The sequence below is a fragment of the Compostimonas suwonensis genome, from assembly GCF_002797855.1.
Lineage (GTDB): Bacteria > Actinomycetota > Actinomycetes > Actinomycetales > Microbacteriaceae > Compostimonas > Compostimonas suwonensis.
Genome location: NZ_PGFB01000002.1, coordinates 627,680 through 651,859 on the forward strand (window position 1 = coordinate 627,680; position 24,180 = coordinate 651,859).

Annotated in this window: 19 protein-coding genes and 1 tRNA gene; 7 read left to right on the top strand and 13 right to left on the bottom strand. The window is 70.5% G+C overall.

Annotated elements, in window-relative coordinates; all coding sequences use genetic code 11:
• Nucleotides 1-4: 4 nt before the first annotated feature.
• A complete protein-coding gene (gene mobF / locus CLV54_RS06750; RefSeq protein WP_100344158.1) occupies nucleotides 5-3,433 on the bottom strand; it encodes a MobF family relaxase in 3,429 nt (1,142 codons plus the stop codon).
• A gap of 204 nt (nucleotides 3,434-3,637) precedes the next feature.
• On the opposite strand from mobF, the gene CLV54_RS06755 reads away from it, so the two are divergent.
• Nucleotides 3,638-4,549, top strand: coding sequence for a hypothetical protein (locus tag CLV54_RS06755; protein ID WP_157802846.1), 912 nt, complete (start codon nucleotides 3,638-3,640; stop codon nucleotides 4,547-4,549).
• A 40-nt stretch (nucleotides 4,550-4,589) separates the two neighbouring features.
• Here CLV54_RS06755 and CLV54_RS06760 read toward each other — a convergent pair whose 3' ends face one another.
• Both CLV54_RS06760 and CLV54_RS06765 read right to left on the bottom strand, forming a co-directional pair.
• Nucleotides 4,590-5,636 (bottom strand): zeta toxin family protein, encoded by a 1,047-nt coding sequence (locus CLV54_RS06760; RefSeq protein WP_157802847.1) that lies wholly within the window; start codon nucleotides 5,634-5,636, stop codon nucleotides 4,590-4,592.
• Entirely contained in the window at nucleotides 5,633-5,947 is a 315-nt protein-coding gene (locus CLV54_RS06765; RefSeq protein WP_100344161.1) for a hypothetical protein, read from the bottom strand. Before CLV54_RS06765 ends, CLV54_RS06760 begins: the two co-directional genes overlap by 4 nt.
• A 281-nt stretch (nucleotides 5,948-6,228) precedes the next feature.
• On the opposite strand from CLV54_RS06765, the gene CLV54_RS06770 reads away from it, so the two are divergent.
• From CLV54_RS06770 to CLV54_RS06780, 3 genes are all read left to right on the top strand, one after another.
• A complete protein-coding gene (locus CLV54_RS06770) occupies nucleotides 6,229-6,528 on the top strand; it encodes a metalloregulator ArsR/SmtB family transcription factor (RefSeq protein ID WP_100344162.1) in 300 nt (99 codons plus the stop codon).
• Nucleotides 6,525-7,253 carry a hypothetical protein gene (locus CLV54_RS06775; protein ID WP_100344163.1) on the top strand — a complete coding sequence of 243 codons (729 nt, stop codon included), beginning with the start codon at nucleotides 6,525-6,527 and terminating at the stop codon, nucleotides 7,251-7,253. The genes CLV54_RS06770 and CLV54_RS06775 overlap by 4 nt, the downstream gene beginning before the upstream one ends.
• Nucleotides 7,254-7,333: 80 nt before the next feature.
• A complete protein-coding gene (locus CLV54_RS06780) occupies nucleotides 7,334-7,876 on the top strand; it encodes a hypothetical protein (protein ID WP_100344164.1) in 543 nt (180 codons plus the stop codon).
• A 94-nt stretch (nucleotides 7,877-7,970) separates the two neighbouring features.
• On the opposite strand, the gene CLV54_RS06785 is transcribed toward CLV54_RS06780, so the two are convergent.
• Nucleotides 7,971-8,681, bottom strand: a complete 711-nt coding sequence (locus CLV54_RS06785; RefSeq protein WP_100344165.1) for a hypothetical protein — start codon at nucleotides 8,679-8,681, stop codon at nucleotides 7,971-7,973.
• Between the two features lie 118 nt (nucleotides 8,682-8,799).
• On the opposite strand from CLV54_RS06785, the gene CLV54_RS06790 reads away from it, so the two are divergent.
• Together CLV54_RS06790 and CLV54_RS06795 are read left to right on the top strand one after the other, a co-directional pair.
• Entirely contained in the window at nucleotides 8,800-9,012 is a 213-nt protein-coding gene (locus CLV54_RS06790; RefSeq protein WP_100344166.1) for a helix-turn-helix transcriptional regulator, read from the top strand.
• 12 nt (nucleotides 9,013-9,024) lie between these two features.
• The gene (locus tag CLV54_RS06795) at nucleotides 9,025-10,152 is read left to right on the top strand and encodes a site-specific integrase (RefSeq protein WP_100344167.1); all 1,128 of its coding nucleotides are present in this window, start codon (nucleotides 9,025-9,027) and stop codon (nucleotides 10,150-10,152) included.
• Nucleotides 10,153-10,214: 62 nt separating this feature from the next.
• On the opposite strand, the gene CLV54_RS06800 is transcribed toward CLV54_RS06795, so the two are convergent.
• Together CLV54_RS06800 and CLV54_RS06805 are read right to left on the bottom strand one after the other, a co-directional pair.
• Nucleotides 10,215-10,290, bottom strand: a tRNA-Glu gene (locus tag CLV54_RS06800).
• 76 nt (nucleotides 10,291-10,366) lie between these two features.
• Complete coding sequence (locus CLV54_RS06805) at nucleotides 10,367-11,323, bottom strand: diacylglycerol kinase family protein (protein ID WP_100344168.1); 957 nt, start codon at nucleotides 11,321-11,323, stop codon at nucleotides 10,367-10,369.
• A 95-nt stretch (nucleotides 11,324-11,418) separates the two neighbouring features.
• Here CLV54_RS06805 and CLV54_RS06810 point away from each other — a divergent pair, with 95 nt between their 5' ends.
• Entirely contained in the window at nucleotides 11,419-12,057 is a 639-nt protein-coding gene (locus CLV54_RS06810; protein WP_100344169.1) for an MBL fold metallo-hydrolase, read from the top strand.
• Nucleotides 12,058-12,194: 137 nt separating this feature from the next.
• Here the strand turns inward: CLV54_RS06810 and gad are convergent, their stop codons facing one another.
• The 7 genes from gad to CLV54_RS06840 all read right to left on the bottom strand — a co-directional run bounded on the left by gad (nucleotide 12,195) and on the right by CLV54_RS06840 (nucleotide 23,906).
• Nucleotides 12,195-13,571 (bottom strand): glutamate decarboxylase, encoded by a 1,377-nt coding sequence (gene gad, locus CLV54_RS06815; protein WP_100344170.1) that lies wholly within the window; start codon nucleotides 13,569-13,571, stop codon nucleotides 12,195-12,197.
• 127 nt (nucleotides 13,572-13,698) lie between these two features.
• Nucleotides 13,699-19,137 (bottom strand): glycosyl hydrolase family 95 catalytic domain-containing protein, encoded by a 5,439-nt coding sequence (locus CLV54_RS06820; RefSeq protein WP_157802848.1) that lies wholly within the window; start codon nucleotides 19,135-19,137, stop codon nucleotides 13,699-13,701.
• Between the two features lie 319 nt (nucleotides 19,138-19,456).
• Nucleotides 19,457-20,209, bottom strand: a complete 753-nt coding sequence (locus CLV54_RS06825; protein ID WP_157802849.1) for a hypothetical protein — start codon at nucleotides 20,207-20,209, stop codon at nucleotides 19,457-19,459.
• Between the two features lie 25 nt (nucleotides 20,210-20,234).
• A complete protein-coding gene (locus tag CLV54_RS17445; protein WP_157802850.1) occupies nucleotides 20,235-20,408 on the bottom strand; it encodes a hypothetical protein in 174 nt (57 codons plus the stop codon).
• Between the two features lie 97 nt (nucleotides 20,409-20,505).
• A complete protein-coding gene (locus tag CLV54_RS06830) occupies nucleotides 20,506-21,324 on the bottom strand; it encodes a lytic transglycosylase domain-containing protein (protein WP_245861450.1) in 819 nt (272 codons plus the stop codon).
• Entirely contained in the window at nucleotides 21,321-23,129 is a 1,809-nt protein-coding gene (locus tag CLV54_RS06835) for a protein kinase domain-containing protein (RefSeq protein WP_100344173.1), read from the bottom strand. Before CLV54_RS06835 ends, CLV54_RS06830 begins: the two co-directional genes overlap by 4 nt.
• A gap of 9 nt (nucleotides 23,130-23,138) precedes the next feature.
• Nucleotides 23,139-23,906, bottom strand: coding sequence for a phosphate ABC transporter ATP-binding protein (locus CLV54_RS06840; protein ID WP_211294485.1), 768 nt, complete (start codon nucleotides 23,904-23,906; stop codon nucleotides 23,139-23,141).
• Between the last annotated feature and the right edge of the window lie 274 nt (nucleotides 23,907-24,180).

The window sequence follows — 24,180 nt, forward strand, 5'->3', positions numbered from 1 at the left end:
GGGGTCAGAGGCTCGGGGCGTCGCGCTCCGGCCCGGTCCTGCCGTGGTCGGTGGACGGCCGGTAGCGGCCGAGCTGGGCGGCGCGCTTCTCGCGTGCGGCTTGGACGCGCTCGGCCTCGGCTCGGGCGGCGAGGTCGCGGACGTACTGTGCGGCCTCGGTGACGGGCAGCGCCTCGATCTGCGCGAGGTCGAGCCGTGCCTGCTCCGCCCGAGCGCGCCACCCGCTCGCGCGGGTGATCGCGGCGCTCGGGGCCGCGGACCCGAGCACCTTCCGGCGCAGGCCAGTCGACTCCCGCAGGTGCCGCTCGGCGAGGCGGCTCTGCTCGCGGTGGGCCTGCTCCGCCTCCTGCCGTGTCTCGGTCACGCGCGGGTCGGCGTCGGCCTGAGCCCCGGCGACCCTCTCGGCCCACGGCTCCAGGCCGCCCGCGCCGGTTGGTAGGCCGCCCCAGCGTCGCCGCACCGCGTCCTCCGTCGCGCGGTGCGTGTCCGCGGCCTCCGTCGCCGCGCGGCCGGCAGTGCGCCTCCGCAGCCGCCCGGCCCGGCCGTGCGCGGTCTGTGCCTCCCACATGCGCTCTCGGCCGGTGAGGTAGGCGGTGCCGTCGATGGTGGCCTGCTCGATCAGCGGGGCCGCGGCCTCGGCGCGCACCTCGGCTGCTCGGGCGTCCGCGGCGGCGGCAACCTCCCGCTGTTCGTCGGACTCGGCCCGGTGCGCCTCGCGCTGCCTGGTGAGGGCTGCGACGACCTGCTCCCACTTGCTCGCCTCGCGGTCGGCGCGCTCGATCCGCTGGGCGAGTCGGGCGCGCTCGGCGTTCACGAGGCGCACCGGCCCATCGGCGGCGAGTCCGGCGACGGCTTCGCGTGCGGCCTGGGTCGCGGCGACCAGGCCGCGGTCGGCGCGGTCGCGCTCGAGCGCGGCCACGAACTGCTCCCGTGCATTCTCCACGTCGGCGGCGACGACGTGGAGCCGGTTCGTCTCCTGGCCGCGGGTCATGCCGACGTAGACGCCCGAGGCGTCGAGCGCGTCGGACAGGACCGTGTGCGAGCCGGGCACGGTCGCGCCCTGCACGCCGTAGGCGGTCGAGGCGTAGGCGAGGTGCGTGTGCTCGGCGACGTACTCGGGCAGCAGGCGCACGGTGCGCTGCCGCTTCCGGCCGGTGCCGTTCTCCTTCGCCCACACGGTCCCGTCCTGCCCGACCGCTTGCACGGTCCAGGTCTGACGGTTCGCCACTTGCACATCGGAGTCGTTCTGGCGGGTCTGGATCACGTCACCCGCGCCGATGCTCAGACCGTCACTACCCGAGGCTGTGCGGGCGTCGTCGACCAGGCCGGCACACACGCGCGTCTCTCGGATGCGCTCGTTCAGCTCGCGCGCCTCGTCGTTGGTCGCCGTGGTGATCGCGTCGCCGTCACGCGCGTCGCGGGCGATCGCCTCCCGCACCGCCTCGGAGTCCTCGTGCAGCACCACGAGCCCGAGGGCGTGCAGCCGGTCGAACAGCAGCGCCGGATGCTCACCGCGACGCATCTGCACGGTCAGCTCCGCGTACTCCGGGTCCGCGAAGCGATGCACGGTCGTCATGTCGTAGGTGCGTCCTGCAAGTTGCGCCGCCATGTCGAGCACACCGCCGCGACCGACGGCGGGGAGCTGCGCCCGGTCGCCCACGAGCGCGAGGGTTGCGCCGTGCTCGTCCGCAACCGTCAGCAGCGCGAGGGCGGTGTCCTGGTCGAGCATCCCCGCCTCATCGACCACGATCCGCTCGCCCCGGACGAGCTGCGCGGCCGCCGAGGGGCCGGTGTAGCTCGCGCCCGTCTCCGGGTCCGAGTCGCCCACGGCCAGGCGGGTCCATACGCCGTCGCGGTTCCATCGCCAGCCGTGCTCGTGGACGAGCTTCGCCACGCTGTCGGTCGGCACGCCGAGTTCCTGCGCGGCCACGTCTGCCGCCTTCTTCGTCGGCGTCACCACGCGGGTCGCGCGGCGCTGGCCGGTGGCCGCTTCGATCGCCGCGCCGAGCATGGTGGTCTTGCCCGCGCCAGCCGCGCCCTCGACCACCACGAGCGGATCGGTCCCGGCGACCGCGGCGGCGGCCTGCGCCTGCTCCGGGTCCAGCCCCGCCGCGTCCGCCAGGTGCGCCATGTCAGGCACCTGGCGCGCGCCGGGGGTTGCGCGGGCGGTCAGCCGGTCGCGCAGGTTCGTCTCGACCGCGACGACGTGCAGCGTCGTGAGGTGCGCGACGTGCTCAGGCTGCACACTGTCGGGCGGCAGCACGGACAGGCAATCCTCCACGGCCAGTCGGGTCGTGATCGCAACGATGTCGCGCAGCGCCTCCGGGGTTGCACGCACGCCGGCCTCGGTGATGATGCGCGTGACGTGCTCCTGAACGTCATGCACCGTCCACGTCGATGCAGCGGCCGCGCAACGGTCCAGCGCCCGCGATGCGACCTGTTGCACGCTCAGGTCGTCCAGCGCCACCGGCGCGCGCCGGCGCACCCTCGGGAGGTCCGGCATGTAGCCGGCCGCGTCGAGCTCGATGCGCCAGGCCGCCTCGTCCTTGAGGGTGGCCGGCTTCTTGGCCGGCCGCTCGTGATCCCAGGCCATCGCCTCCAGCCGGCCACGCACGACCGGGCCGGGCTCCTCGCCGGGATGCGCCGCCTCCCATTCCGCGCGGAAGCGGTCGAGGTTGCGCTGCACCTGCGCCGACCGCTTCGACATGAGCGCGTTGTAGGGCTCCAGCTCCGCAACCTCCCCAGTCACCGGATCGAGCGTGAGGCCGTGCGCGTCGAGCACGGCCGCGAGGTGCGGGTGCGCAGCGATGACGGCCGTTCCGAGCGCGCGGATCGCGCCCTGCTGCCGGAACAGCGCCGCCGTGTCCAGACCGCGCCAGCCGCCAGCCGCCCACACGCGGGCGCCGATCTGGAAGTGGACGTGCCGGTGCGGGTCACCGGCGCGCGAGGTGTGATGCACGATGGAGACGGTTTCGAGCTGCTGGACCGGCACCACCTCCTGGCGCCCGCGTGGGCCGATCCGGGTGACGCTGTGCTCCCCGAGCCAGCGCCGGATCTCGGCCACCGCGTCCTGCTGCGCCACATCCAACGCCGCCGACACCTCCGGGTGCAGGGCGGCCGCGATCGACAGGGACTTCGGCGCGTTCACCACCATCTCCAGGAACCGCGGGCTGCCCTGCCTGCCCTCGCCCGCCTGCCGGGGCTTTCCCATCGACTCGCCGGTGAGCGGGTTGATCCAGTCCACCCAGGCGGCGTACTCCTCCGGGTTCAGCGCGCCCTCCCCGATCACGGTCCCCGTGCCGTCGACCACGGCGAACTCCGCGATCGCCGTGCCGCCCTCCAGGTAGTAGTCGTCAGCGCGGGAGCGGTCGGACTCCAGATAGCGCAGCGCGGCCGCGCCGGTGCCCCGGAACGGGATCACACCGCCCTTCATGGCCGCCTCACTCTCATCTAAGATTCTTGCAACTACCTACGGTAGCATCCGTGCATTCCTGTTGGGCTGGAGAATCCTGTGAAGTCGAGAGAGGTAGGCGGCTGCGTGGTCGGAGAGCGGATCAGATGGACGGTGAGTGCGAAGGCGAGCACGAAGGTGAGGACGACGGGGTAGACGGCTGGGCGCGGTTCGTAGACTGGCTTCATGAACACGTACACGTCGCTCGGCGCATCTTCGCGCCGAGCGCGCGCGTGGCGTTGGCTGAAGTACGGCAACACGATTCGCGGCGGGGCCACCTACCTGGAGGCGTCCAAACCACGGCCCTGGGCCGTGCCCTGGCGGGCTTGGCGCGCGCTGGCCCGCCATCGCCGGATCATCCCGTCGCCGCTGCTGTATCTCGTCGTCGCCGGCATCGGCCTCGCGATCGGTGTCGTCGTGCAGCTCACGCTCGGCCTCTGGTGGTGGCTGCCGCCCGTCGTGTTGCTGGTCGTCGCGTGGCTGGTGGCGTTCACCTCGATCTGGTGGCCTCCCCGAATCCGAACCGGGAGTGTACGCGCGGCGATCCTGTCCGCAACTAACCCACAGCGGGTGTTCGAGGAGCGCCGTCGTGAACAGCACGCGCGGCTGCTGGCCTCTGAGCTGCCGCTGTTCGAGCTCGAGTCCTGGTCGGGCACCGTGCGACTCGCCGGCTGGGGCGGTTCCTCGGGCAAGATCACGCACGTCAGCGTCGGCTTCTGCGATGCGCCTGACCTCACGCCGGTCGTCTCGGTCACGACCGTCGCGGACCAGGCCGGGAACGAGGAACGGATGCGGGAGCGGCTGCTGAACGAACTTAGCGGCCGCGACCTGGGCGAACTCATTGGCGCGTCCGCATCACCCGAGGCGATCCGCAATGCCTTCGATCAGGCGCGTGACGACCTACGGGGCCTGAGTTGGGCGCCCACCACAATCCGCATCAACGGCCTCGACCATGAAGGGGCCGCATTCCGGGGACCGCAGGGTTCAGCAGCCTACTGCGCAATGGGCGACCTGTGGGTGACGATCGAGGGGTCGTCCGACGTGGACTACCGGCTACGCACGGTCGCTGATCGCGCCCGACTGATCCCCGCGGCCTGACGCGCTCGCACCGCCACCACGACAAGGCGTGACGCCGACCTCAGCGCCCCAGGGCGGGCGGGTCATGGCGCGGCGGATCGGTAGAGGCCGGCCGGAAGGGTCGGATTCGGGTCGCGCGGTCGCGCAGGCTTCGGAGGATGCCCTGTCGCGGCGGCGGGGCGAGCGTGTCGAGGGTCACCTGGCGGCGCCGTTGCTCGTCGGCCAGCGCCGTCGCGTCGGCGCTCGGATGATCGGCGGCGACCTCGATCATGCGGGCCGCGTCGTCCTGCAAGCGCCGGTAGCCGGGAGCCGTGGCTGGGCCGAGATAGCCGGGCCGGGCGCGCGCCGCGTCGAACGCGGCCAGGTAGCGGGCGAGCCATTCGACGGCCTCAGCTGCATCCAGCGGTCGGGTCTGCTCGGCGCGCAGCGTCTCGGCGGCGGCCGGCTCGTGCCGCCAGGTGCCGTCCGGGGTCCGGTCGTTGTCGTAGAGGAGTCGGTCGCGGGAGTAGACGCGGACACGGCCGATCGTGGGGAGGGCTTCGAGGGCGGCGACGACCTCGGGCGATCCGGCCAGGGCTGTCTCGTGCGCCTCGGGTGGGGTCCAGCGGGCCGACAGTGGGTTCTTCGCGGCGAGGAAGCGTTGCTCGGCGGCCAGCCGCGACACCGGCGCGGGCGTGGCGACGGTGACGACCTCGACCCGGTAGCCGGCCTCGGCGAACCGGGTTGCGGTGCCGGTGACCATCGCCGGGTCGCGGAAGGTGCCCTCCAGCAGCACCGGGTAGCGGTGCTCGATCGCGTGGTCGAGGGCGAGGCGGATCAGCCCTGCCGAGGTGGGCGCGGTCGCCGCGGGCATCCTCAGCGGGTCGTCAGCGACCAGGCTCCGGTAGCCGGGATGGTAGCGGCGCAGGTCGTCGCCGGTGATCGAGACGAGTTCGGGGTGCTCGGCGCGGATCGCGGCCTGCGCGCGGGTCTTGCCCGCCGCCGGCTGCCCGCCCAGGAGCACCAGCAACGGTGCGCCGGTCGGGATGGGCGGGAAGATCGCCGCGCGCACGGCGAGGTCGAACACCTGCCGCAGCCGCGCTTCGGACGCGGCTTCCGGCTCGGTCACGCGATCCGGGCTTCGTCCTGCCCGGTAAGGACGTGCGCCTCGTCCAGCCATGCCTGCTGCTGCGCGATCAGGCCGGCGCGGTCATCGGGGTTCAGGGCGGCCTGCTGCTGGTCGACCAGGCGGACCCGCGCGGCCCAATGCTCGCGCTCGGCCTCGTCCGTGGCGGCGAGCTGGCGTTCGATCAGGACGGCCGACAGGCTCGTGGCGGTCTGTGCGGTGATGTCGTACAGCACCACGTCATCGACGTGCCGCTCGTCGTACCAGGCGCGCAGGGACTCGGCCGGGATGGTTCCGGGGACCGTCACGCTCATCAGGTCACCTCCGCTTCGTCTTGTCTCATCCTACCGTGGACCCCCTCGCCCGGACCCGCTCCCTGCGGTTTGCGGGGTCGGGACGGAGGCCGCAATGCCCGAGCGCAGCGAGCGGCTTGCGGCAGCCGGCACGACCCCGCACGCTGAAAGAGCGGGTGTGGGCTGTGCGTCGTCACCGCGAGCTGAGGCTGGGGTCGGCGGATAGAGACGTTTGTGCCGGAGTCTTGCCAGAACCGAATGCAGCCTGCTATTTTGGTATTTACCGAAATAAGGAATGAGTGATGGCTGGCGATGGTGTGTTCCACGCTCTCGCGCATCCGACGCGACGGGACATCCTGCGGGTGCTGCGCGAGAACGAGTCACTGCTGGCCGGGGAGCTGGCCGAGCGGTTGGGCGTTCCCGCGCCGACGCTCTCGGGACACCTGAACATCCTCAAAAACGCCGACCTGATCGCCGGCGAGCGTCGGGGCACGAGCATCCGCTACCGGGTGAACACGACCGTCGTGGAGGACGCGCTGACCTCGTTCCTGACCATGCTGAACCTCGGAACCGGCGGGGACGAGAAGGGAGAACGATCATGAGCACGCAAGAATCGGCGGGACGCGGGAGCGTGCCGTGGCTGGGCGGGGCCGTCGCGCTGGTGTCGGTGCTGCTCATGGTCGCCGCGAGCGTGTGGGCGTGGCCGCTGCTGGCCGAAGGTGTGGGAGCGACCCAGCGTGACGGCTCCACGCTCGTCGTACCCGGCTGGCCGTTCGCGGTGTTCATGCCCGCCCTGCTGACACTCCTGACCGTGATCGTGCTGGTGGCCCAGCCGATCCGCCGGCGGGTGGCGAGCGCGGCGAGCGTCCCGCTGTGGAAGACGGATCAGACCAACAGGTGGGCCTCCACGATGTCGCTGATCGGCGTCTCGGTCACGTTCGTCGGGCTGCACGCCCTGGGGCTGTCTCTCGCCGCGGACATCGGGCTCACGCTCGGGATCGGCGTGCTCGCATTCTGCCTGGGCCTGCTGCTGATCGTGCTCGGCAACTACCTGGGCAAGTTCGCGCCGCTGACCGACGAACAGCGGTCGTTCTTCCCCGCGAGCACCCGCGGGTTCATCGACGGCTACCGCGAGGGGTTCCGCCGCTCCGCTCGCAAGCTCGTGTGGCCGTTCATCGGCGTGGGCGTACTTACCTGCGTCCTGGCGTTCTTCGCCCCCTGGGTCGCGCTCTTCACGCCGCTGCTGGCCCCCTTCGCCATGTTCATCCCGATCGGCTACGGACTCGCCACAGGCATCGCCCACCGCGGCGACACCGAGGCCAACTGAGGACCGATCCAGCACGGGTGTCCGCGCGCGCCCTTCACCGTCCACACCGCACCGACTACTGAACCGGAAGGAATCTCACCATGACCACTACCGCACCCGCTCGCCGGTCCCGCACCGGAAGCATCGTGCTTCTCGTCCTCGGCGCGGTGCTCGTCCTCGCCGGCCCCGTCCTCGGCGTCATCGCCGGAACCCTCTCCATGATCCCCACCAGTCTCAGCGTCGCCGGAAGCGCCGCCGACGTGCGGCCCGAGGCGACCATCGCGCTCGATGCCGGGAAGAAGGTCTATCTCGTCGCCCCCGTGCCCCAGCTCGGGCAGATCAGCCACGAGGACTGCACCGCCACCGCGCCCGATGCCGAAGCAGCCGTCGTGTTCGAACCGGCCAGCGCCCTGAACACCCTTGTGAACGGCACCACCTACGAGTCCTTCGCCAGCATCACCCCGACCGCTGCGGGCGACTACACCATCGCGTGCGACACCACCGTCCCGGTCGTCACCGCGCCCGCGTTCGATCTGGCAGGGCTCTTCGGCCCCTTCCTCTGGCTCACCGTCGCCGGAATCCTCGTCGGCATCGCCGGGCTCGTCATGGTCATCGTCGGAATCGTGCGCGTCGCGCGAGCCTAAGCACACCGCGCGCCCGACAGGAGCACATCTCTCGGCCCCATCCGATAGGCGCACAGTCTCGAACCGGATGCGCTGGCCACCCACGAGGCGATGGCTATCCGGCTCTGCCCTGTCGTCCGGGAGGGAGCAGCCCACGGGCGCGGGCTCGGGTGACCCAACCCTGCACGGTCTTGAGCGGAACGCCGCTGATCTCGGCTATCGTCGCCGAGGGGTTTGGGTCACCCTGGCCGGCCAGCCGGCCGTGCTGGAGAGCGACCAGTTCGTAGAAGTCCGGGGTCCGCTTCGGATCGCCCAACGGCTTGAGTAGGTCGCGCTCGGATACCTTGCGGCCGGAGGGCAGGACGATCTTGCCGCCGGTGATCGTCTCGGTGCGTGTCATGGCGAACAGCCGCTTGTTGATCGCCGCCTCGATCCTCGCCGTCGGCAACTCGCGCAAGAGTTGGCTGGTGATCGGGTCGCCCGGTCGCCACGGCAGGTAGATGACGCCGGTGATCCGGACCTCCTCCGGGACGGCGAAGGTCTGCCGCTGGAGGCGGATCAGCACGCGGGTCGCCGTGGCGGTGTGTTCGATGTAGCGCCAGCGCCCGTCGATCGTCTCGTTCGCCTCCGAGTCGAGTTGCGCCTGCCGCTGGCCTTCGGTCACCGCCTGGTCGTTGTAGCCCAGGATCGCGTCGATCTGCTCGCTCGCGTCGTCGTCCCGCTCACCGGGAAACCGGGACGGCAGGTACCAACCGTCGGGCAGATCGGCCGAGATGATCAGGCCGTCGTAGGACTGATCGCCGGGGCGTCGAGGTGATGCGGGCATATCCCGAGTGTAGCGAGTCTGGGAGTTATCTAAGGTACTTGCCGTTATCCCTGTTTTGTGGTCTAATCTGAGACACTAGCGATTATCTCAGTGAGTGTTGCGTCGGAAGGAGGTCGCGATGGGCGAGGATGCCGAGGCCGCCGTGCGAACCGGGCCGACGCCGCTGTTCTACTCCGAGGAGGAGACGGCCGCGCTGCTCGGCATCCACCGCACGACCCTTCGCACCCTCGCCCTGGACGGCCGTGCCCCGGTGGAGCCGATTCGGCTCACCCAGCACAAGCGCGTCTACCGCCGCGTCGACGTCGAGCGCCTTGCCGGGCTGCGGCAGTAGGACGGGGCGGACATGGGAAGCATCGAGTCCTACGAGACGGCCAAGGGCCGCCGCTATCGGGCGCTGTACCGGCGGCCCGACAAGAAGCAGACGCAGAAGCGCGGGTTCACCACGAAGAAGGCGGCAGAGCTGTTCTTGGCGACCACGGAGGTCGACATCGCCCAGGGCCGCTACCTCGACCCGTCGCTGGCGCGGGTGACCGTGGCCGACTGGCTCCAGACCTGGCTGGCGGCGCGCGGCGATCTGCGGGCGACGACCCGCAGCCGCGTCGAGAACATCATCGAGAAGCACATCGTCCCCGAACTCGGCACCATCCCGATCGGCAACCTCGCGCGGCTCCGCGTGCAGGAGTGGGCCTCGGCGCTGCCCGGCGCGCCGGCGACGGTGCGCAAGATCGTGAACGTGCTGTCGGGTGCGCTGCGGTTCGCGGTCGAGGACGGGCGGCTGCCGTCCAACCCGGCTCAGCGGCTCAAGCTCCCGAAGCCAACGAAGTCGCGCAAGCGATACCTGTCCCACGATCAGGTCGCCGCGCTCGCCAAGGCCATTGACGAGAAGAAGGATGGCCGCGAGCACGGCTACGGCCTCGTCGTCCTCGTGCTCGCTTACTGCGGCCTCCGCTGGGGCGAGCTGTCCGGGCTCCGCATCCGCGACCTCGACCTCGACGCGAAGAACCCGCGGCTGACGGTCGAGCAGACCGTCGTGGCCGACAAGGGCTATCAGCGGATCGAGCCGCCGAAGGACTACGAGCACCGGAGCATCCCGATCCCGGCCTTCCTCGTCGGGCTGCTCCGCGCGCAGATCGCCGGTCGCCCGGCCGACGCCCCGGTGTTCTACGGCATCCGCACGGGCACCTGGCTTCGGAACCACGTCTTCCGGGTCGGCTGGTTCGATGACGCGGCGGCGACGGTCGGGATCAAGGGCCTCACGCCGCACGAGCTGCGGCACACGGCCGCGTCGCTGGCGGTGAGCGCGGGGGCGAACGTCAAGGCAGTGCAGCGGATGCTGGGGCACGCCTCGGCCGCAGTGACGCTCGACGTGTACGCCGACCTGTTCGATGACGACCTGGACGGTGTTGCCACGGCGCTCAACGCGGCCGCGATGCAATCAGATGTTGCCAATCTGTTGCCAAAGGCCGCGTAGGGCTTCCGCGAAGCACTCCGACAGGAACGCAAAAACCCCCGGATGACCGGGGGTTTTCTTGTTGGTGACCCCAGCGGGATTCGAACCCGCGTTACCGCCGTGAGAGGGCGACGTCCTAGGCCGCTAAACGATGGGGCCGTTTTTGCAACTCATCGAGTATGCCACACTCCCGAGGGTCATCCAAACCACGGCGGCGTCTCGCGCGCGTGCGACGTCAGGCGAGCACGCGCAGCGCCCCAGCGACGACCTCGATCGTCACCGGCAGGGGGCCGATCCGTTCCCCGTCGGCGTAGGCGACGACCCCGGGCGCGTCGAGGGCGACCGATCGGACCCGCTCGAGCGAGACCTGCGGAAGGCTCGTGTGAGTACCGCGGAAGACCCGGGGGAAGACCCGCATGAGACCGATCCGCGAGAGCGGTGCGACGACGAAGAGATCGAGCGCCCCGTCGTCGAGGCGCGCGTCGGGCGCGATCCTCATGCCGCCCCCGATCGATCCGTTGTTCGCGACCGAGATCAGCAGCGCGTCGAGCTCGCGGGCCTGCCCGTCGACGACGAGCGAATAGCGGATGGCGCGCAGCCCGATCAGCTCGCGCACCATGGCGATCGTGTAGCGGCTCGCGCCCCGCGGCCTCCGCATGCCGTTGGCGCGCTCGTTCACCCGGGCGTCGAACCCCGCCGACACCACGGAGGCGAACCAGGTCGTGCCGTCGGCGTGGTGCACCCGGCCGGCGTCGATCGTGCGGGTGATGATCGGCCCCGGGACCACGACGGGGCTGCCCGGGATGCCGCAACCGAGCGCCCGCGTGAGCACGGCGATCGCGGCATCCGTGTCGTCGAGGGGTATCCCGAGCCCGCGGGCCATGTCGTTGCCCGTGCCCGAGGGCACGATGCCGAGCGGGATGCCCGTCTGCGCGACCAGGTTGGCGCCGAGGCTCACCATGCCGTCTCCGCCGACGACCACGAGGGCGTCTGCGCAGCCGCCGTCGGGCCGGGCGAGGGCGGAGGCCGCCGCGCTCCGCAACGTCGCGTAGTCGGGCTCCAGGAGCGCCGTGACCCCGTATCCCCCACCCCGCAGGGCGGCGACGACACGGGGCCCGACGTCGCGGTGCCGCCCGAACGCCGCACGGGGGTTGACGGCCACGACGACGTGGCCCGTTCGAGCTCGGGTCATTGCTCGATTATGGCCTGTCTGGGAGTGCGCAATGCACGGGCCGAGAACCCTCGCGTCGTGTTGCACGGAGGCTCGATTGGGTATTTGCTGAGAGGATGCGCATCACGAAACTGGAGCACGCCTGCCTCGTGCTCGAAGAGTCAGGCAAGAAGCTCATCATCGACCCGGGTATGTTCACCACGGCGATCACGGAGGCCGCGAACACGGTCGCGATCGTCATCACGCACGAGCATGCCGACCATTGGACCCCCGAGCAGCTCAAACGCATCGTCGACAAGAACCCGGATGCCCGGATCTTCGCCCCGGCGGGCGTCGCCGCGGTCGTCGAGGGCTTCGACGTCACGGTCGTCTCGGCGGGCGAGACGGTCGAGGTCGAGCCCTACACGCTGCGCTTCTTCGGCGGCCAGCACGCCGTCATCCACTCCTCGATCCCCCTCGTGCAGAACCTCGGGGTGCTCGTCAACGACACGCTCTACTACGCCGGCGACTCGTTCACGATCCCGGAGGGCGTCGAGGTCGACACGCTCGCCGTGCCGGCCGGCGCCCCGTGGCTCAAGATCGGCGAGGTCATCGACTTCGTGACCGCCGTGAAGCCGCGCCACAGCTTCCCGACCCACGAGATGGTGCTCTCGGTCGCCGGCAAGCAGATGGCGAACGACCGCATCGCGGCCGCGACCGAGCAGGGCGGCGGAGAGTTCCACGCGCTCGCGCCGAACGAGTCGCTCGACGTCTGACACCCTCCCCTGCCCGTCCCCACTCAAAACGACGGAGATTCGGCATCCTGACGGCCTTTTCGGGCACTCAGGGCACTTTTCGGCCAGAATCTCCGTCGTTTTGAGCACGCAGAGAAGAAAGGCGAGGAAGACGGCCCTCAGTGGGTGAAGCCGGGATGCTGGCCCTCGACGGGCATGGGGCTCTCGAGCTTGTCGAGGTAGGCCGTCTCCTCCTGGATCGCGTCGAGCAGCTTGCTGGCGAGGTCGAGGCTGAGGCCGTTGCGCACGACGATGCGCTGCACGATCACGTCGGACATGTCGTCGGGCATCGGGTACGCGGGAACGAGCCAGCCTCGCGAGCGCAGCCGGTCGGAGAGGTGGAAGAGGTTCCAGTTGTCGGTGTGGCCGTCTTTCAGCCGCCAGGCGAACACGGGGATGTCGGAGCCGTCGCCGAGCAGCTCGAACGGCCCGATCTCCTCGATGCCGTGGGCGAGGTAGTGCGCGACATCCTGCGACGCCTGCTGCACGGCGCGGTAGCCGTCGTGGCCTAGGCGCAGGAACAGGTAGTACTGCAGCAGCACCTGCGCGCCGGGCCGCGAGAAGTTGAGCGCGAGGGTCGGCATGCTGCCGCCGAGGTAGCTGACGGTGAAGATCAGGTCTTCCGGCAGCATCTGCGGGCTGCGCCAGACCACCCATCCGAGCCCCGGGTAGACGAGGCCGTACTTGTGCGCCGAGGTGCTGATCGAGTGCACCCGCTCGACGCGGAAGTCCCACGCGAGGTCGGGCTGCAGGAACGGCGCGACCATTCCGCCCGAGGCCGCGTCGACGTGGATCGGGATGTCGTATCCGCTCGCCTCCTGGATCGCGTCGAGCGCAGCGGCGATCTCGGCGACCGGCTCGTAGGCTCCCGTGTACGTGACGCCCATGATCGCGACGACGCCGATCGTGTTCTCGTCGACGTACTTCCCGAGCTCGTGGCCGTCGAAGAAGGGGTGCTCCTCGGTCACGGGCACGTAGCGCGGCTCGACCTCCCAGTAGTTGCAGAACTTCTCCCAGCACACCTGCACGGCCGAGCTCATGACGAGATTCGGCTTCTCGGTGGAGAGACCAGCGGCACGGCGCGCATGCTGCCACCGCCGCTTGAACGCGAGGCCTCCGAGCATGCAGGCCTCCGACGAGCCGATCGTCGACGTGCCGATCGTCGTCTCCGGTGAGGGCGCGTGCCAGAGGTCGGCGATGATCTTCCAGCAGTACTCTTCGATGGCCGCGGTCTGCGGGTACTCGTCCTTGTCGATCATGTTCTTGTCGAACGACTCGCTGTAGAGCCTCGACGCCTGGTCGTCCATCCAGGTGCCGACGAAGGTCGCGAGGTTGAGCCGTGCGTTGCCGTCGAGCATGGTCTCGTCGTGCACGACCTGGTAGGCGGTCTCGGGCAGCATCTGGCCCGCCCCGAGCGTGTACCGGGGCGCCAGGGTGTCCTCCCCCGGGCGGGCGAAGAGCGGGTTGACGTGGATGAACTCTGACTTCTTCGGCATGGCCCTGGTCCCCTCGGTTCGGTGCTTGCAGCACAGCGTAGCGGCCTGCGGTGTACCGGGCGGGACCGGCTGAGAAAGCGGATGCCGCACGCCCTCCTCGAACGTGCGGCATCCTGTGGGCGAGGGGCTACCTCAGAGTCGAGCCTCCGTCACCCGTGCTGTCCTCGCGTACGCGTCGTCGGCGAACCACCAAGACCGCGACTCCCGCTACGAGGATCAGCAACGCCAGGCTCAGGCCGGTCGTGAGGTCGACGCCGGTGGCCGCGATCGCGCTGCCGCCGCCCGTTCCCGGGTTCGCCGTGCCGTCCGTGAGCGTTATCCATTTCCATCCGATGACCGCGCCGTCGGCGTCGAGGACGACGAGACGGTGCGCTCCGGTCACATCGAGCGGCAGGGTGACGCCGATGTAGCCGTTGGCGTCGACCTGGTGCCAGCCCAGGTGCGCCGGGTCCGAGTGCAGCCAGACCGAGACCCACTGGCCGGCGCGCTCGGCTCCGACCACGACGACGATCTGGGAGCCCGCCGGCGCGTTGTCGGGTGCGTCGATGCCGCCTTCCGTCGCACTCGTCAGCTCGTCGTCACCGACGGGGCTTCCCGGCTCGCTCGGCTGACCGGGGTCGGTCGGGTCCGTGGGATCCGTCGGGTCCGTGGGATCCGTCGGGTCCGTGGGATCCGTCGGGTCGGTCGGGTCGGTCGGATCCGTCGGGTCCGCCTCGTAGAGGAACGAGACGGGCTCCGAGTCGCCCTCCGGGTGCAGCACCACGAGTTCCACCTGCCCGGCGGCGTGCGCGGGGCTCGCCACCGTGATCCGGGTGTCGCTCACGACAGTGAACGCCGTGCCGGCCGTTCCGTCGAACTCGACGCCCGTGGCGCCCTCGAAGCCCGTGCCCGTGACGGTGACGACCGTGCCGCCGTCGACCGAGCCCTTCTCGGGCGCGATGCCCGAGACGACCGCCGGTACGAGCGGGTTCGCCTCGTAGGTGTACGAGACGGGCTCGGAGTCGCCCTCCGGGTGGTGCACGACGAACTCGACTTCGCCTGCGGCGTGCGCGGGGCTCGTCACCGTGATCCGGGTGTCGCTCACGACCGTGAACGCGGTGCCGGTCGCGGTTCCGAAGCTCGCGGTCGTCGCGCCCTCGAAGCCGGTGCCCGTGACCGTCACGACAGTACCGCCGTCGACCGTGCCCGTCGCGGGCTCGATGCCCGAGACGACCGCGGGCTCCGGCTCCACCGGGTTGGCCTCGTAGTTGTACGAGACCGGGTCGGAGTCGCCCTCGGGGTGCAGCACCACGAGCTCGACGTCGCCCACCGCGTGCGGCGGGCTCGCGACGGTGATCTGCGTGTCGCTCACGACCGTGAAGGACGTGCCCGGAGCGGTTCCGAACAGCGCGCCGGTCGCGCCCTCGAAGCCGGTGCCCGTGATCGTGACGGCCGTGCCGCCGTCGACCGTGCCGCTGTCGGGCGTGATGCTCGTGACCTCGGCCGGCTGGGGCTCCGGCTCCTCGCCGAACGCCAGGGTCTGCCAGTCGGCGGCCTGTTCGGCGGTGAGCGCCGTCGGGAAGATGGCGATGCGGTCGACCGCGCCGCGCTGGCGCTGGTTGCCGCCCTGGTCTGCCGCGAAGCGGATCGGACGCTCGTTGCAGCCGTCGATCGCCTCGTAGTCCGGGATCGTGCCCGCCTCGTGGGCGACGCCGTCGACGTAGGCGGTCATCGCACCGGTCTCGGCGATCACGAGCACGAGGTCGACCCAGGTGTCGGTCGGCAGGATGACGCCCGTGTGCACGGGCTCCGCGCCGGCCGTGATGACCCGCAGCTCGTTGTTCGGCCGCGTGTCGATCAGGATGCCGTCCCAGTTCGTCGAATCCGGCTGGAAGTCGAAGAGCCGTCGGTGCGAGTCCTGACCCGAGGCGATCGTGACCTCGGCCGCGAAGGACGCGGAGGGCAGCAGCCCCAGATGCGTGACCGGGCTCGAGATGTACGTCGAGCCGTCGAGCGCCTGCGAGGAGCCGGTCGGCCCCTCGGCGAGCACTGCGCCCGCACCCGTCACCGTGGGCGTGAGGTCACGACCCGATGCATCCGTGAGGGGGCTCTCTCCGAGATCCCAGGCGAGAAGCGTTCCCTCGGGGGCCGGGGTCTCGCAGCGGGGCGTCTCGCCGAAGGCGATGCCCTGCCAGTCGGCGATCTCCTGTGCGCTGAGCGCCTTCGGGAAGACGGCGACCCGGTCGACGAGTCCCTTCTGGCGTTCTCCGCCACCACGATTCGCACCGACGTGGAAGGTGCGCTCGGCGCAGGCGTTGATCGCCTTGTAGCTCGAGATCGTGTTGCCCGCGTTCGCGACGCCGTTGACGTAGACCGTGATGAGCCCTGCCGTGTCGATGGTCACCGCGAGGTTCACCCACTGCCCGGTCGGCAGCACGACGTTGGTCGTCGTGCCGACGCCCGAGGTGATGATGCGCACGTTGTTCGACGGTGTGAGGTCGATCAGGATGCCCTCGGAGTCGTTGCCCACCGGTTGCGTGTCGAAGAGACGACGGTAGCTGTTCTGCCCCGCGTCGATCGTGAACTCGCCGGCGAAGGTCGCCTCCTCGAGGTAGCCGAGCGCCTCGGGGTCGGTGCTCGTGACGTATCCGCTGTCGCCGAGCTGCTGCGCGGAGCCGGTCGGCCCCTCGGCCACGACGCCCGCCGTGCCCTGCACCCGCGGGATGACGCCGTTGCCGGAGGCGTCCGTCAGCGGGTCCTCGCCGAGATCCCAGGCCAGCAGTGTGCCGTCGGGGTCGGGGACGGCGCAGGGGGTCGGCGGCTTGACGCTGACGACCGCCGTGCTGCTCACGCTCGCCTCACCCGCGGTGAGGGTCGCCGTGATGGGCGATTGCCGTGCCTCGTTGCCGGCGCCGACGTGGATCGAGATCGTCTCGGTGCGCGATTGCCCGGCCGCGATGGTGGGCAGGTCGATGGTCGCCGGGGTGGCGCTCCAGCCTTCGACGCCGGGTGCGACATCCGTGGGAAGGGTGATCGCGAGCTCACCGCCCTCGATCGCGCTCGTGCCGATGGCCGACACCTGCACCTGGGCCTCGATCGTGTCGCCGGATGTCGCGGCAGCGGGTGCCGTGATGCTCACCGCGAGCTCGGCCGTGGCCGAATAGGTCTCGCCGGCCGTGGCCTCGAAGGTCACGACGTTGTCGTCGAGCGTGTACTCGACGGACTCGCCGTCGCCGTCGACCAGGTCGAAGAAGCCGGGCGTGAAGATCGCGCTGCTGACCTTGAGCTCACCGTCGGAGGCCGGGGTGATCGAGATCTCGCGGGCGGAGCCGCCCTGCCAGGTCGCACCGACCTCGACGTCGCCACGGGCCTTGAGCCCCTGGTACGAGCCGTCGGGCCAGGCCGAGGGCAGTGCGGGCAGCACGTCGATCGTGCCAGCGTGGCTCTGCAGCAGCATCTCGGCGATGCCGGAGGTGGCGCCGAAGTTGCCGTCGATCTGGAACGGCGGGTGGTCGTCCCACAGATTGTCGAGCGTGGAGCCCTTGAGCTGCTCGCTCAGCATCTTGTGCGAGCGGTCGCCGTCGAGCAGGCGCGCCCAGAAGTTGATCTTCCAGGCCTTGCTCCAGCCTGTTCCGCCGTCGCCGCGGTCGTTGAGCGAGATCTCGGCCGCAGCCGCGAACTCGGGCGTCTCGGCGGGCGAGATCTGGTTGCCCGGGAAGAGGCCCACGAGGTGGCTGACGTGGCGGTGCTGGTTGCCCTGCTGGTCCCAGTCCTCTTTCCACTCCTGCAGCTGGCCCCACTCGCCGATGCGCAGGCCCGGGTCGAGGTCGTCGAAGGTCGACGACAGCTCGTCGAGGAACTCCTCGTCGTCCTCCCCGAGGATCTGCGCAGCCTCAGTGGTCTGGTTCAGCAGCATCCAGACGATCTCCTGGGAGATGGATGCCCCGGCCGAGAACTCTCCCTGCTCGGGCGAGTAGCTCGGCGAGACGACGAGCTTGCCGTCGCGCGGGTCGACGACGAGGAAGTCGAACCAGAACTGGGCGATCGACTTCATCATCGGGTAGGCGCGCTCACGCAGGAACTCCTCGTCCTGGGTGAAGAGGTAGTGCTCGTAGTAGTGCTGCGCCAGCCAGGCGGCGGCGTCCGGCTGCCAGAACGACTGCGGGTACTCGTGCAGGCCGGTGAAGCCGTAGGGGTTGGTCTCGTTGCCGGTGACCCAGCCGCGGGCGCCGTACATCTCGCTCGCGGTCACGGTTCCGGGGTCGACCATCGAGTCGACGTAGTCGAAGTACGGCGCCGTCGTCTCACTGAGGTTGGTGGTCTCGGCCGGCCAGTAGTTCATCTGGAGGTTGATGTTGACGTGGTAGTCGGCATCCCACGGCGGGTTGTTGACGCGGTTCCAGACGCCCTGGAGGTTGGCGGGAAGCGAGCCGTCGCGCGAGGAGGAGATGAGCAGGTAGCGGCCGTACTGGAAATAGAGGGACTCGAGGGCGCGTGCGCTCACCGGGTCGATCGTTCCGCGGTACTGCGCGAGCAGCTCGTCGGTGGGGATGTTCGGCAGCTCGGCGCCGCCGAGGTCGAGCGATGCGCGGTCGAAGAGGCCCTTGTAGTCGGCCTCGTGGCGCTCCAGCAGGCTCGTGTAGCCCTTCGCCGCCGCGCCGTCCACCGCCGCGGTCACGGGGGTGTGCGGGTCGATGCCGTTGCGGTAGCCATTGTCGTAGTCCATCGCGAAGTCGGTCGCGGCGCTGAAGATCACGACTGCGGAGTCGGCGTTCGCGACGCTCACCCGGCCCTGCGGGCCCTGTTCGGTGCGGGTGCCGCCCTGGTTGAGCACCTGCACCTGCGATTCGAAGCGCAGGCCGTTGTTGAGCGTGCCCTTCGTCGTGATGCGGCCGGCCGCCGAGGTGTTGCTGACGCCGTTGCGGCCGTTCGGCAGGTCGAGGCGGGCGGTGAAGCCGACCTTGCCCGGCTGGTCGGCGGTGATGCGCATGACGATGACGTCGTCGGCCGCGCTCGCGAAGTACTCGCGGGTGTAGTGCACGCCGTCGCTCGTGAAGCTCGTCGTGACGAGCGACTCGCCGATGTCGAGGCCGCGGCGGTAGTCGGTGGCCGTGCCGAGGCCCGCCATGTCGACGTTGAGCTCGCCGAAGGTCTGGTACGAGCCGAAGTTGAGCTTGGGCGAGCCGAGCTTGTCGGCGACGACCTCCGCCGGGATGCCTTGAGTCGGGGAGCTGTTGATGAGGTCGCGGACCTCCTGCATGTCCTCCGGGCCGCGGTCGTCGGTCCAGTTGCCGTAGTTGTAGCCGCCGGGAGAGCCCGGGCCGCCCGTCCAGAGCGTCTTCTCGTTGAGCTGCAGCTTCTCGTTGACGACTCCGCCGTAGACGACGGCGCCGAGTGCGCCGTTGCCGATCGGCAGCGCACGCTTCTCCCACTCGCGCTGGGCGTCGCCCGCGGTGGTGAGCGGCTCGTCGAACCACACCGTGTCGGGCTGGCCGGGGATGCGCTCGATGGCGTCGGCGGGTGCCGGCTCAGCGGCGGATGCCGTCTGCTGAACGACGATCGCGGGGAAGAGCATTGCGAGGCTCACCCCCACGGCCACTGCGGCGCGTCGGGCGCCGGCGAGCCGGCGACGCGGTGGAGCCGGCGGAGAGAGTCTATGAAAAGCATTGCGCTGCTCGGGACGGGTCATCGTTGGCCTCCAGGGCATCAGGACGTCGTTGTTACCTGACTTCCGAGGTCGGAGCGGATGAGCGCAGACCTCGGATGTTTGAAGCCATGTAATCATCAATTGTTTCGCTAGTCAACATATCGACCGAATCGTCCCGCAGCGAGGTCGAGGCCAGGTCGACGGCGGGCCCGACGCGAGAGGGCGGACGCCGTCGGAATCCTCCGAGGGGTGCGGAACGTCAGGACGAGTGCGTGACGAGCGTGACGAGACGCAGGGGGTCGCCGCCCCAGTAGCACGTCTGCAGGATGACGTCGGCGACGAGGCCGGCGGTCGCCGTGTCCGCCCGGTCGCCCGCGTGGGCGTCGCGGCTGCCCGTGACGAGGTACTCGCCGTCGAGGTCCGTGCCCGCGAGGTGCACCAGATCGCCCGGCTGCATGTCGAGCACGATCGCCCCGTCGCAATAGTTGTGCGCGCCGACGATCGGCGCGACCGCTCCGACGTCCATCCGCACCCACTGGCAGCGGTCGAGCTCGGTCTGATAGCCGCGGGTCGCGATCCGGATGTTCCACTCCCCCGTGCGCGGAAGCTGGTTCGGCGCCGTCGCGGGTGGCGTGGCCGGCGCCTGGGGGTCCTGGCCGGCGAAGACCTGCGCGGGGTCGTGCGCGGGATCCTGCGCCTGGCCCTGCCCTTCGTCGGGTGCTGCCGGGGCCTGATCCGAGGGGGCCGGCGCGTCGGCGGGTGGTGCGGCGGGGTCGGCCGGCGCGGCGGGTGCCGCCGCGGCATCCTGGGCCGGAACCGGCAGCGGTGGTTGCGAGATGAGAGGAAGGGCTGCGGCCGCTTCGGGCTGCGGCGCGGTGACGGCCGACCAGACGATGCCGGTCACGGCGAGGATCACGAGGAGGCTCAGCGAGACCCGTCGCGCCAGCCGGCCAGCACGACCTTGGCGGTGGTATGCGGCGAAGACATCCGTTGTCTCTGGGGTACGGCGCACGATCGTCACCCCCTCCGGGCGGGATTCAGTCGACGAGGCGCAGGTGCGGAGGCGGCGGGCGTCGTCGTCGCGGACTCGGCGGGGAGTCGAGCTGCCACATGATCTCGAGCGGCGTCACGAACGATCCGAAGATCGCGCTCGTCTCCGTCTTGCGCTCCGCTATCCGACGGAACAGGCCGCTCACCCTCGAGCGTCTCACGTACGGTATGCGCTTGGACGGCCTGCCGTCCGAACGCCTGTCTCTTCGCATGACCATGGTGCGCCCGCCCCCGCGTTCTCGTGTTCGTCATGAAATGTCATCCCTGAGCGAGCCGTGCGTACTCGTTCGCCATGGCGGCGATCGAGTCCACATAGCTGTCGAGGTGGTTGTAGCTGAAGACGGCCCCCCGCCATCCGTCAGCCGTGGACATGTCTCCGCCGTGACAGAGGTAACGCCCGGCGGCGAGCGCCGCGTCGTCGATCTGGTGCGGGTCGTCGACCCCGTCGCCGTTGCCGTCGGCGCCCCATTGCGCCCACGTCGACGGGATGAACTGCAGGGGGCCGACCGCGCGATCCCAAGCGGTGTCGCCGTCCCAGCTGCCGCCGTCGCTGTCGGCGATCGCCGCCGTGTCGCCGCCGTCGAGCACGGGGCCGAGGATCTCCGGCACCGCGCGCCCCGAGGCGTCGATGCTCGCGCCGTCGTGGGTCCCGTGCCCCGACTCGATGTCGCCGATGCCCGCGAGCGTCGTCCAGCCGATCCGGCAGTCCGGCTGCTCTGTGGCGAGCTGCAGCGACGCCCCCGCGTAGGCCTGCACGGCGCGCTGCGGGATGCCGGTCGCCGCGGACACTCGGGCGACCCACTCGGGCGCGGCGAGCTGTGCGATCGCGGGGCCGAGAGTGCGCACGCCGCCTTCGGCCGCGGCCGCGGCATCCGATGCCGGCTGGAGTTGCGGCTGCAGCAGGGGCTGCTGGAGGCCCACGCTGCCGTCCGGGTTCGGCACGCTCTGCGCCGCGCCGGGCACCATGAAGCCCGGGGCGTCTCGGCCGGAGTCGAGCCAGAGATTCCCGAGCCAGACGAGCAGGCCCGCGCCGAGCACGAACGCGGCGATCACGAGGCTGCGACGGGTGGCGCTCACCGGGCTCCTCCGCCGCCGCCGTCGTCCGGATCGGGCGCGTCCGATGGGCCCGTCGTGGGCACCGGGGTCGGCGTCGAGGTGCTCGGAAGCGGCTCGACGAGCACGGCGTAGACCGTCGTGCCGAGTCGCAGCACCGCTCCGGCGCTCGGCTGGGTGTTCGAGACCGCCGGGCTCGTCGCATCCGCCCGCTTCCAGACCTCGAAGCTCGCCGTGAAGCCCTCCGACTCGAGCAGCGCGGTCGCCGCCGCCCGATCGAGGCCGACGACGTCGGGCACGGCATTGGCTCCGGATGCGACGGTGAGGTGCACAAAAGCCCCCGGCTCGAGCGAGGCGCCCGCTGCCGGCTCGCTCCACAGGATCGTGTCGGCGGGCTGCGGGGATTCGAGACGGTCGATCGAGCCGACCGTGAACCCCGCATCGCTCAGGGCGCGACGCGCTTCGTCGAGTGTGCTGCCGAGCTCGGGAACCGTCGCGACGGCCGGTGCGGGTGGGGCGGTCGGGGTGGGCGTCGCGGTCGGCTGCGGAGTGGGCGGCGAGCTGTCGACGACGGGCTCGACGATCGGCGCGCTCGTGGCGGGCGGATCGGCGACGGCGGGATTCTGGGAGGCGCCCCAGCCCCACAGCAGTGCCGCTCCGACTCCGATCGCGAGCACGAAGACGAGAACGGCGACCCCGGCCTGCCGCGGCGCCGCGCTCGCCGCCGGAACCTCGGCGGGTGCCTGCGGCACGAGATAGTCGGGAGGCCGAGTGCTCGCGCGGCCCGACATCACCTGGGTGCGCGACTCGCTCGACGGTGAGTAGATGGCGGTGCCCGCCTCGCGCAGCCCGGCGTCATCCGCCTCGGCATCCCGTTCGAGGTCTCTCTCGATGAAGGCCTCCGGCAGCGCCTGGTGCAGCGCCGTGCGGAACGATTCGGCATGGGGATACCGTGCGGCGGGTTCTTTGCGCATCGCCCGGGTGACGACGCGGTCGAGCGACCGCGGGAGGCCGATACGGCGGGCGGAGGGCACGGGCGGCGGGGCCGAGACGTGCGCCTGCATGACCTGGCGGGTGGTCTCCCGCAGGTAGGGCGTGCGAGCGGTGAGCAGGAAGTAGAGCAGCGCACCGACCTGGTAGATGTCTCCGCGTTCGTCCACGGTGTCGCCCATGGCCTGCTCGGGCGACATGTAGTGCGCGTTGCCGATGACCCCTGCGGCCGGCGCTGCGCCGTCGGCAGGGGTCGCGGTGCCGGAGAGCAGCACGTCGGATCCGAGTGTGCTGCGGCCCGCGGCATCCGCGAGACCGAAGTCGACGAGTCGCACGTTCGCGACGGCGACGCCGCTCTCCACCCCGTCGAGCAGCACGTTGCTCGGCGACACGTCGCGGTGCACGATGCCGAGCGCGTGGGCCGCCGACAGCGCTCGCAGCACCCCGTCGATGACGACCACTGCGTCGTTCGGCGAGAACGCCCCGCGTTCGTCGACGATCTCGGAGAGGCTCGACCCCCGGGCGAGGTCGAAGGCGATCCAGGCCATCGTCATGCCGCCGCCGTCGTGCACCCCCATACCCCGCACGGCGGCCACGTTCTCGTGATGCAGCGGTTGCGCGGCACGAGCCTCGCGGAAGAACGCCTCACGCGCCGCCTCGTCGAGCGAGAGGTGCGGGTGCAGCACTTTCACGGCGACCGCGCGATCGTGCTCCGCCTCCGCCTTCAGATCGTCGGCCACGAACACCGATGCCGAACCGCCGACGCCCAGAAGGTCGCCCAGGCGGTATCGCCCACCCAGCAGGTCTGCCGGGGGTTCGGGGTTCGGGGTGTCTGACATGGGCTGTGGTTATCCGAAGCGGCCGTTGACGTAGTCGAAGGTGCGCTCGTCCTGTGGCTCGCTGAACATCGCCTCGGTCTCGCCGTGCTCGACGATGACTCCGGGGGTGCCTTGCGAGGCGAGGAAGAACGCGCAGTTCTGAGAGACCCGCTGGGCCTGCTGCATGTTGTGGGTGACGATGACGATCGTCACCTCCTTCTGCAGTTCGATCATGGTCTCTTCGATGACACGAGTGGAGGTCGGGTCGAGTGCCGAACAGGGCTCGTCCATCAATAGCACCCGCGGTTGTACAGCAAGCGAACGGGCGATGCACAAACGTTGCTGCTGCCCGCCGGAGAGGCCGCCGCCGGGGTTGCGCAGACGGTCCTTGACCTCTTTCCAGAGCCCGGCTCGAATGAGGCTCGACTCGACGAGCATGTCCTTCTCATCGCGTGACGCGCGGATGCCGGTGAGCTTGAGCCCCGCGATGACGTTGTCGTAGATCGACATCGCCGGGAAGGGGTTGGGCTTCTGGAAGACCATGCCGATGGCGCGTCGGGCGTCGGTGAGCTTCTTGCTCGCGTCGTAGATGTCCTGCCCGTCGATGAGCACCTCTCCGGCGAGGGAGGCGGTGGGCACGAGCTCGTGCATGCGGTTGAGGATGCGCAGGAAGGTCGACTTGCCGCAGCCGGAGGGCCCGATGAGGGCCGTGACCTGCCCGGCCTCCATGGTGAGGGAGACGTGGTCGAGCACCTTGTGGTCGCCGAACCACGCCGAGATGTTATGGGCTTCGAGCATGGCGAGCTGCCCGGCCGCGGCGACCGCTGCGGGAGCGGCGACCCGTGCGGCGGCGATCTCGGCCTCGGCGTCGGCCGAGCTCGTGGCGTCGGGTTTCTCGGCCCCCTCGGCCTTCTCCGAGGCGGCGATGGGAGCCTCGACGGTCGTGATGTCGCTGCCGGCGGGTGTCTCGACGGCTGACGGTTCGGCCTCGATGGGCGTCTCCACCGTCGTGATGTCGCTCGCGTCGACGGGTGTCTCGGCGGGTGTCTCGACAGTCGTGATGTCGGCGGGG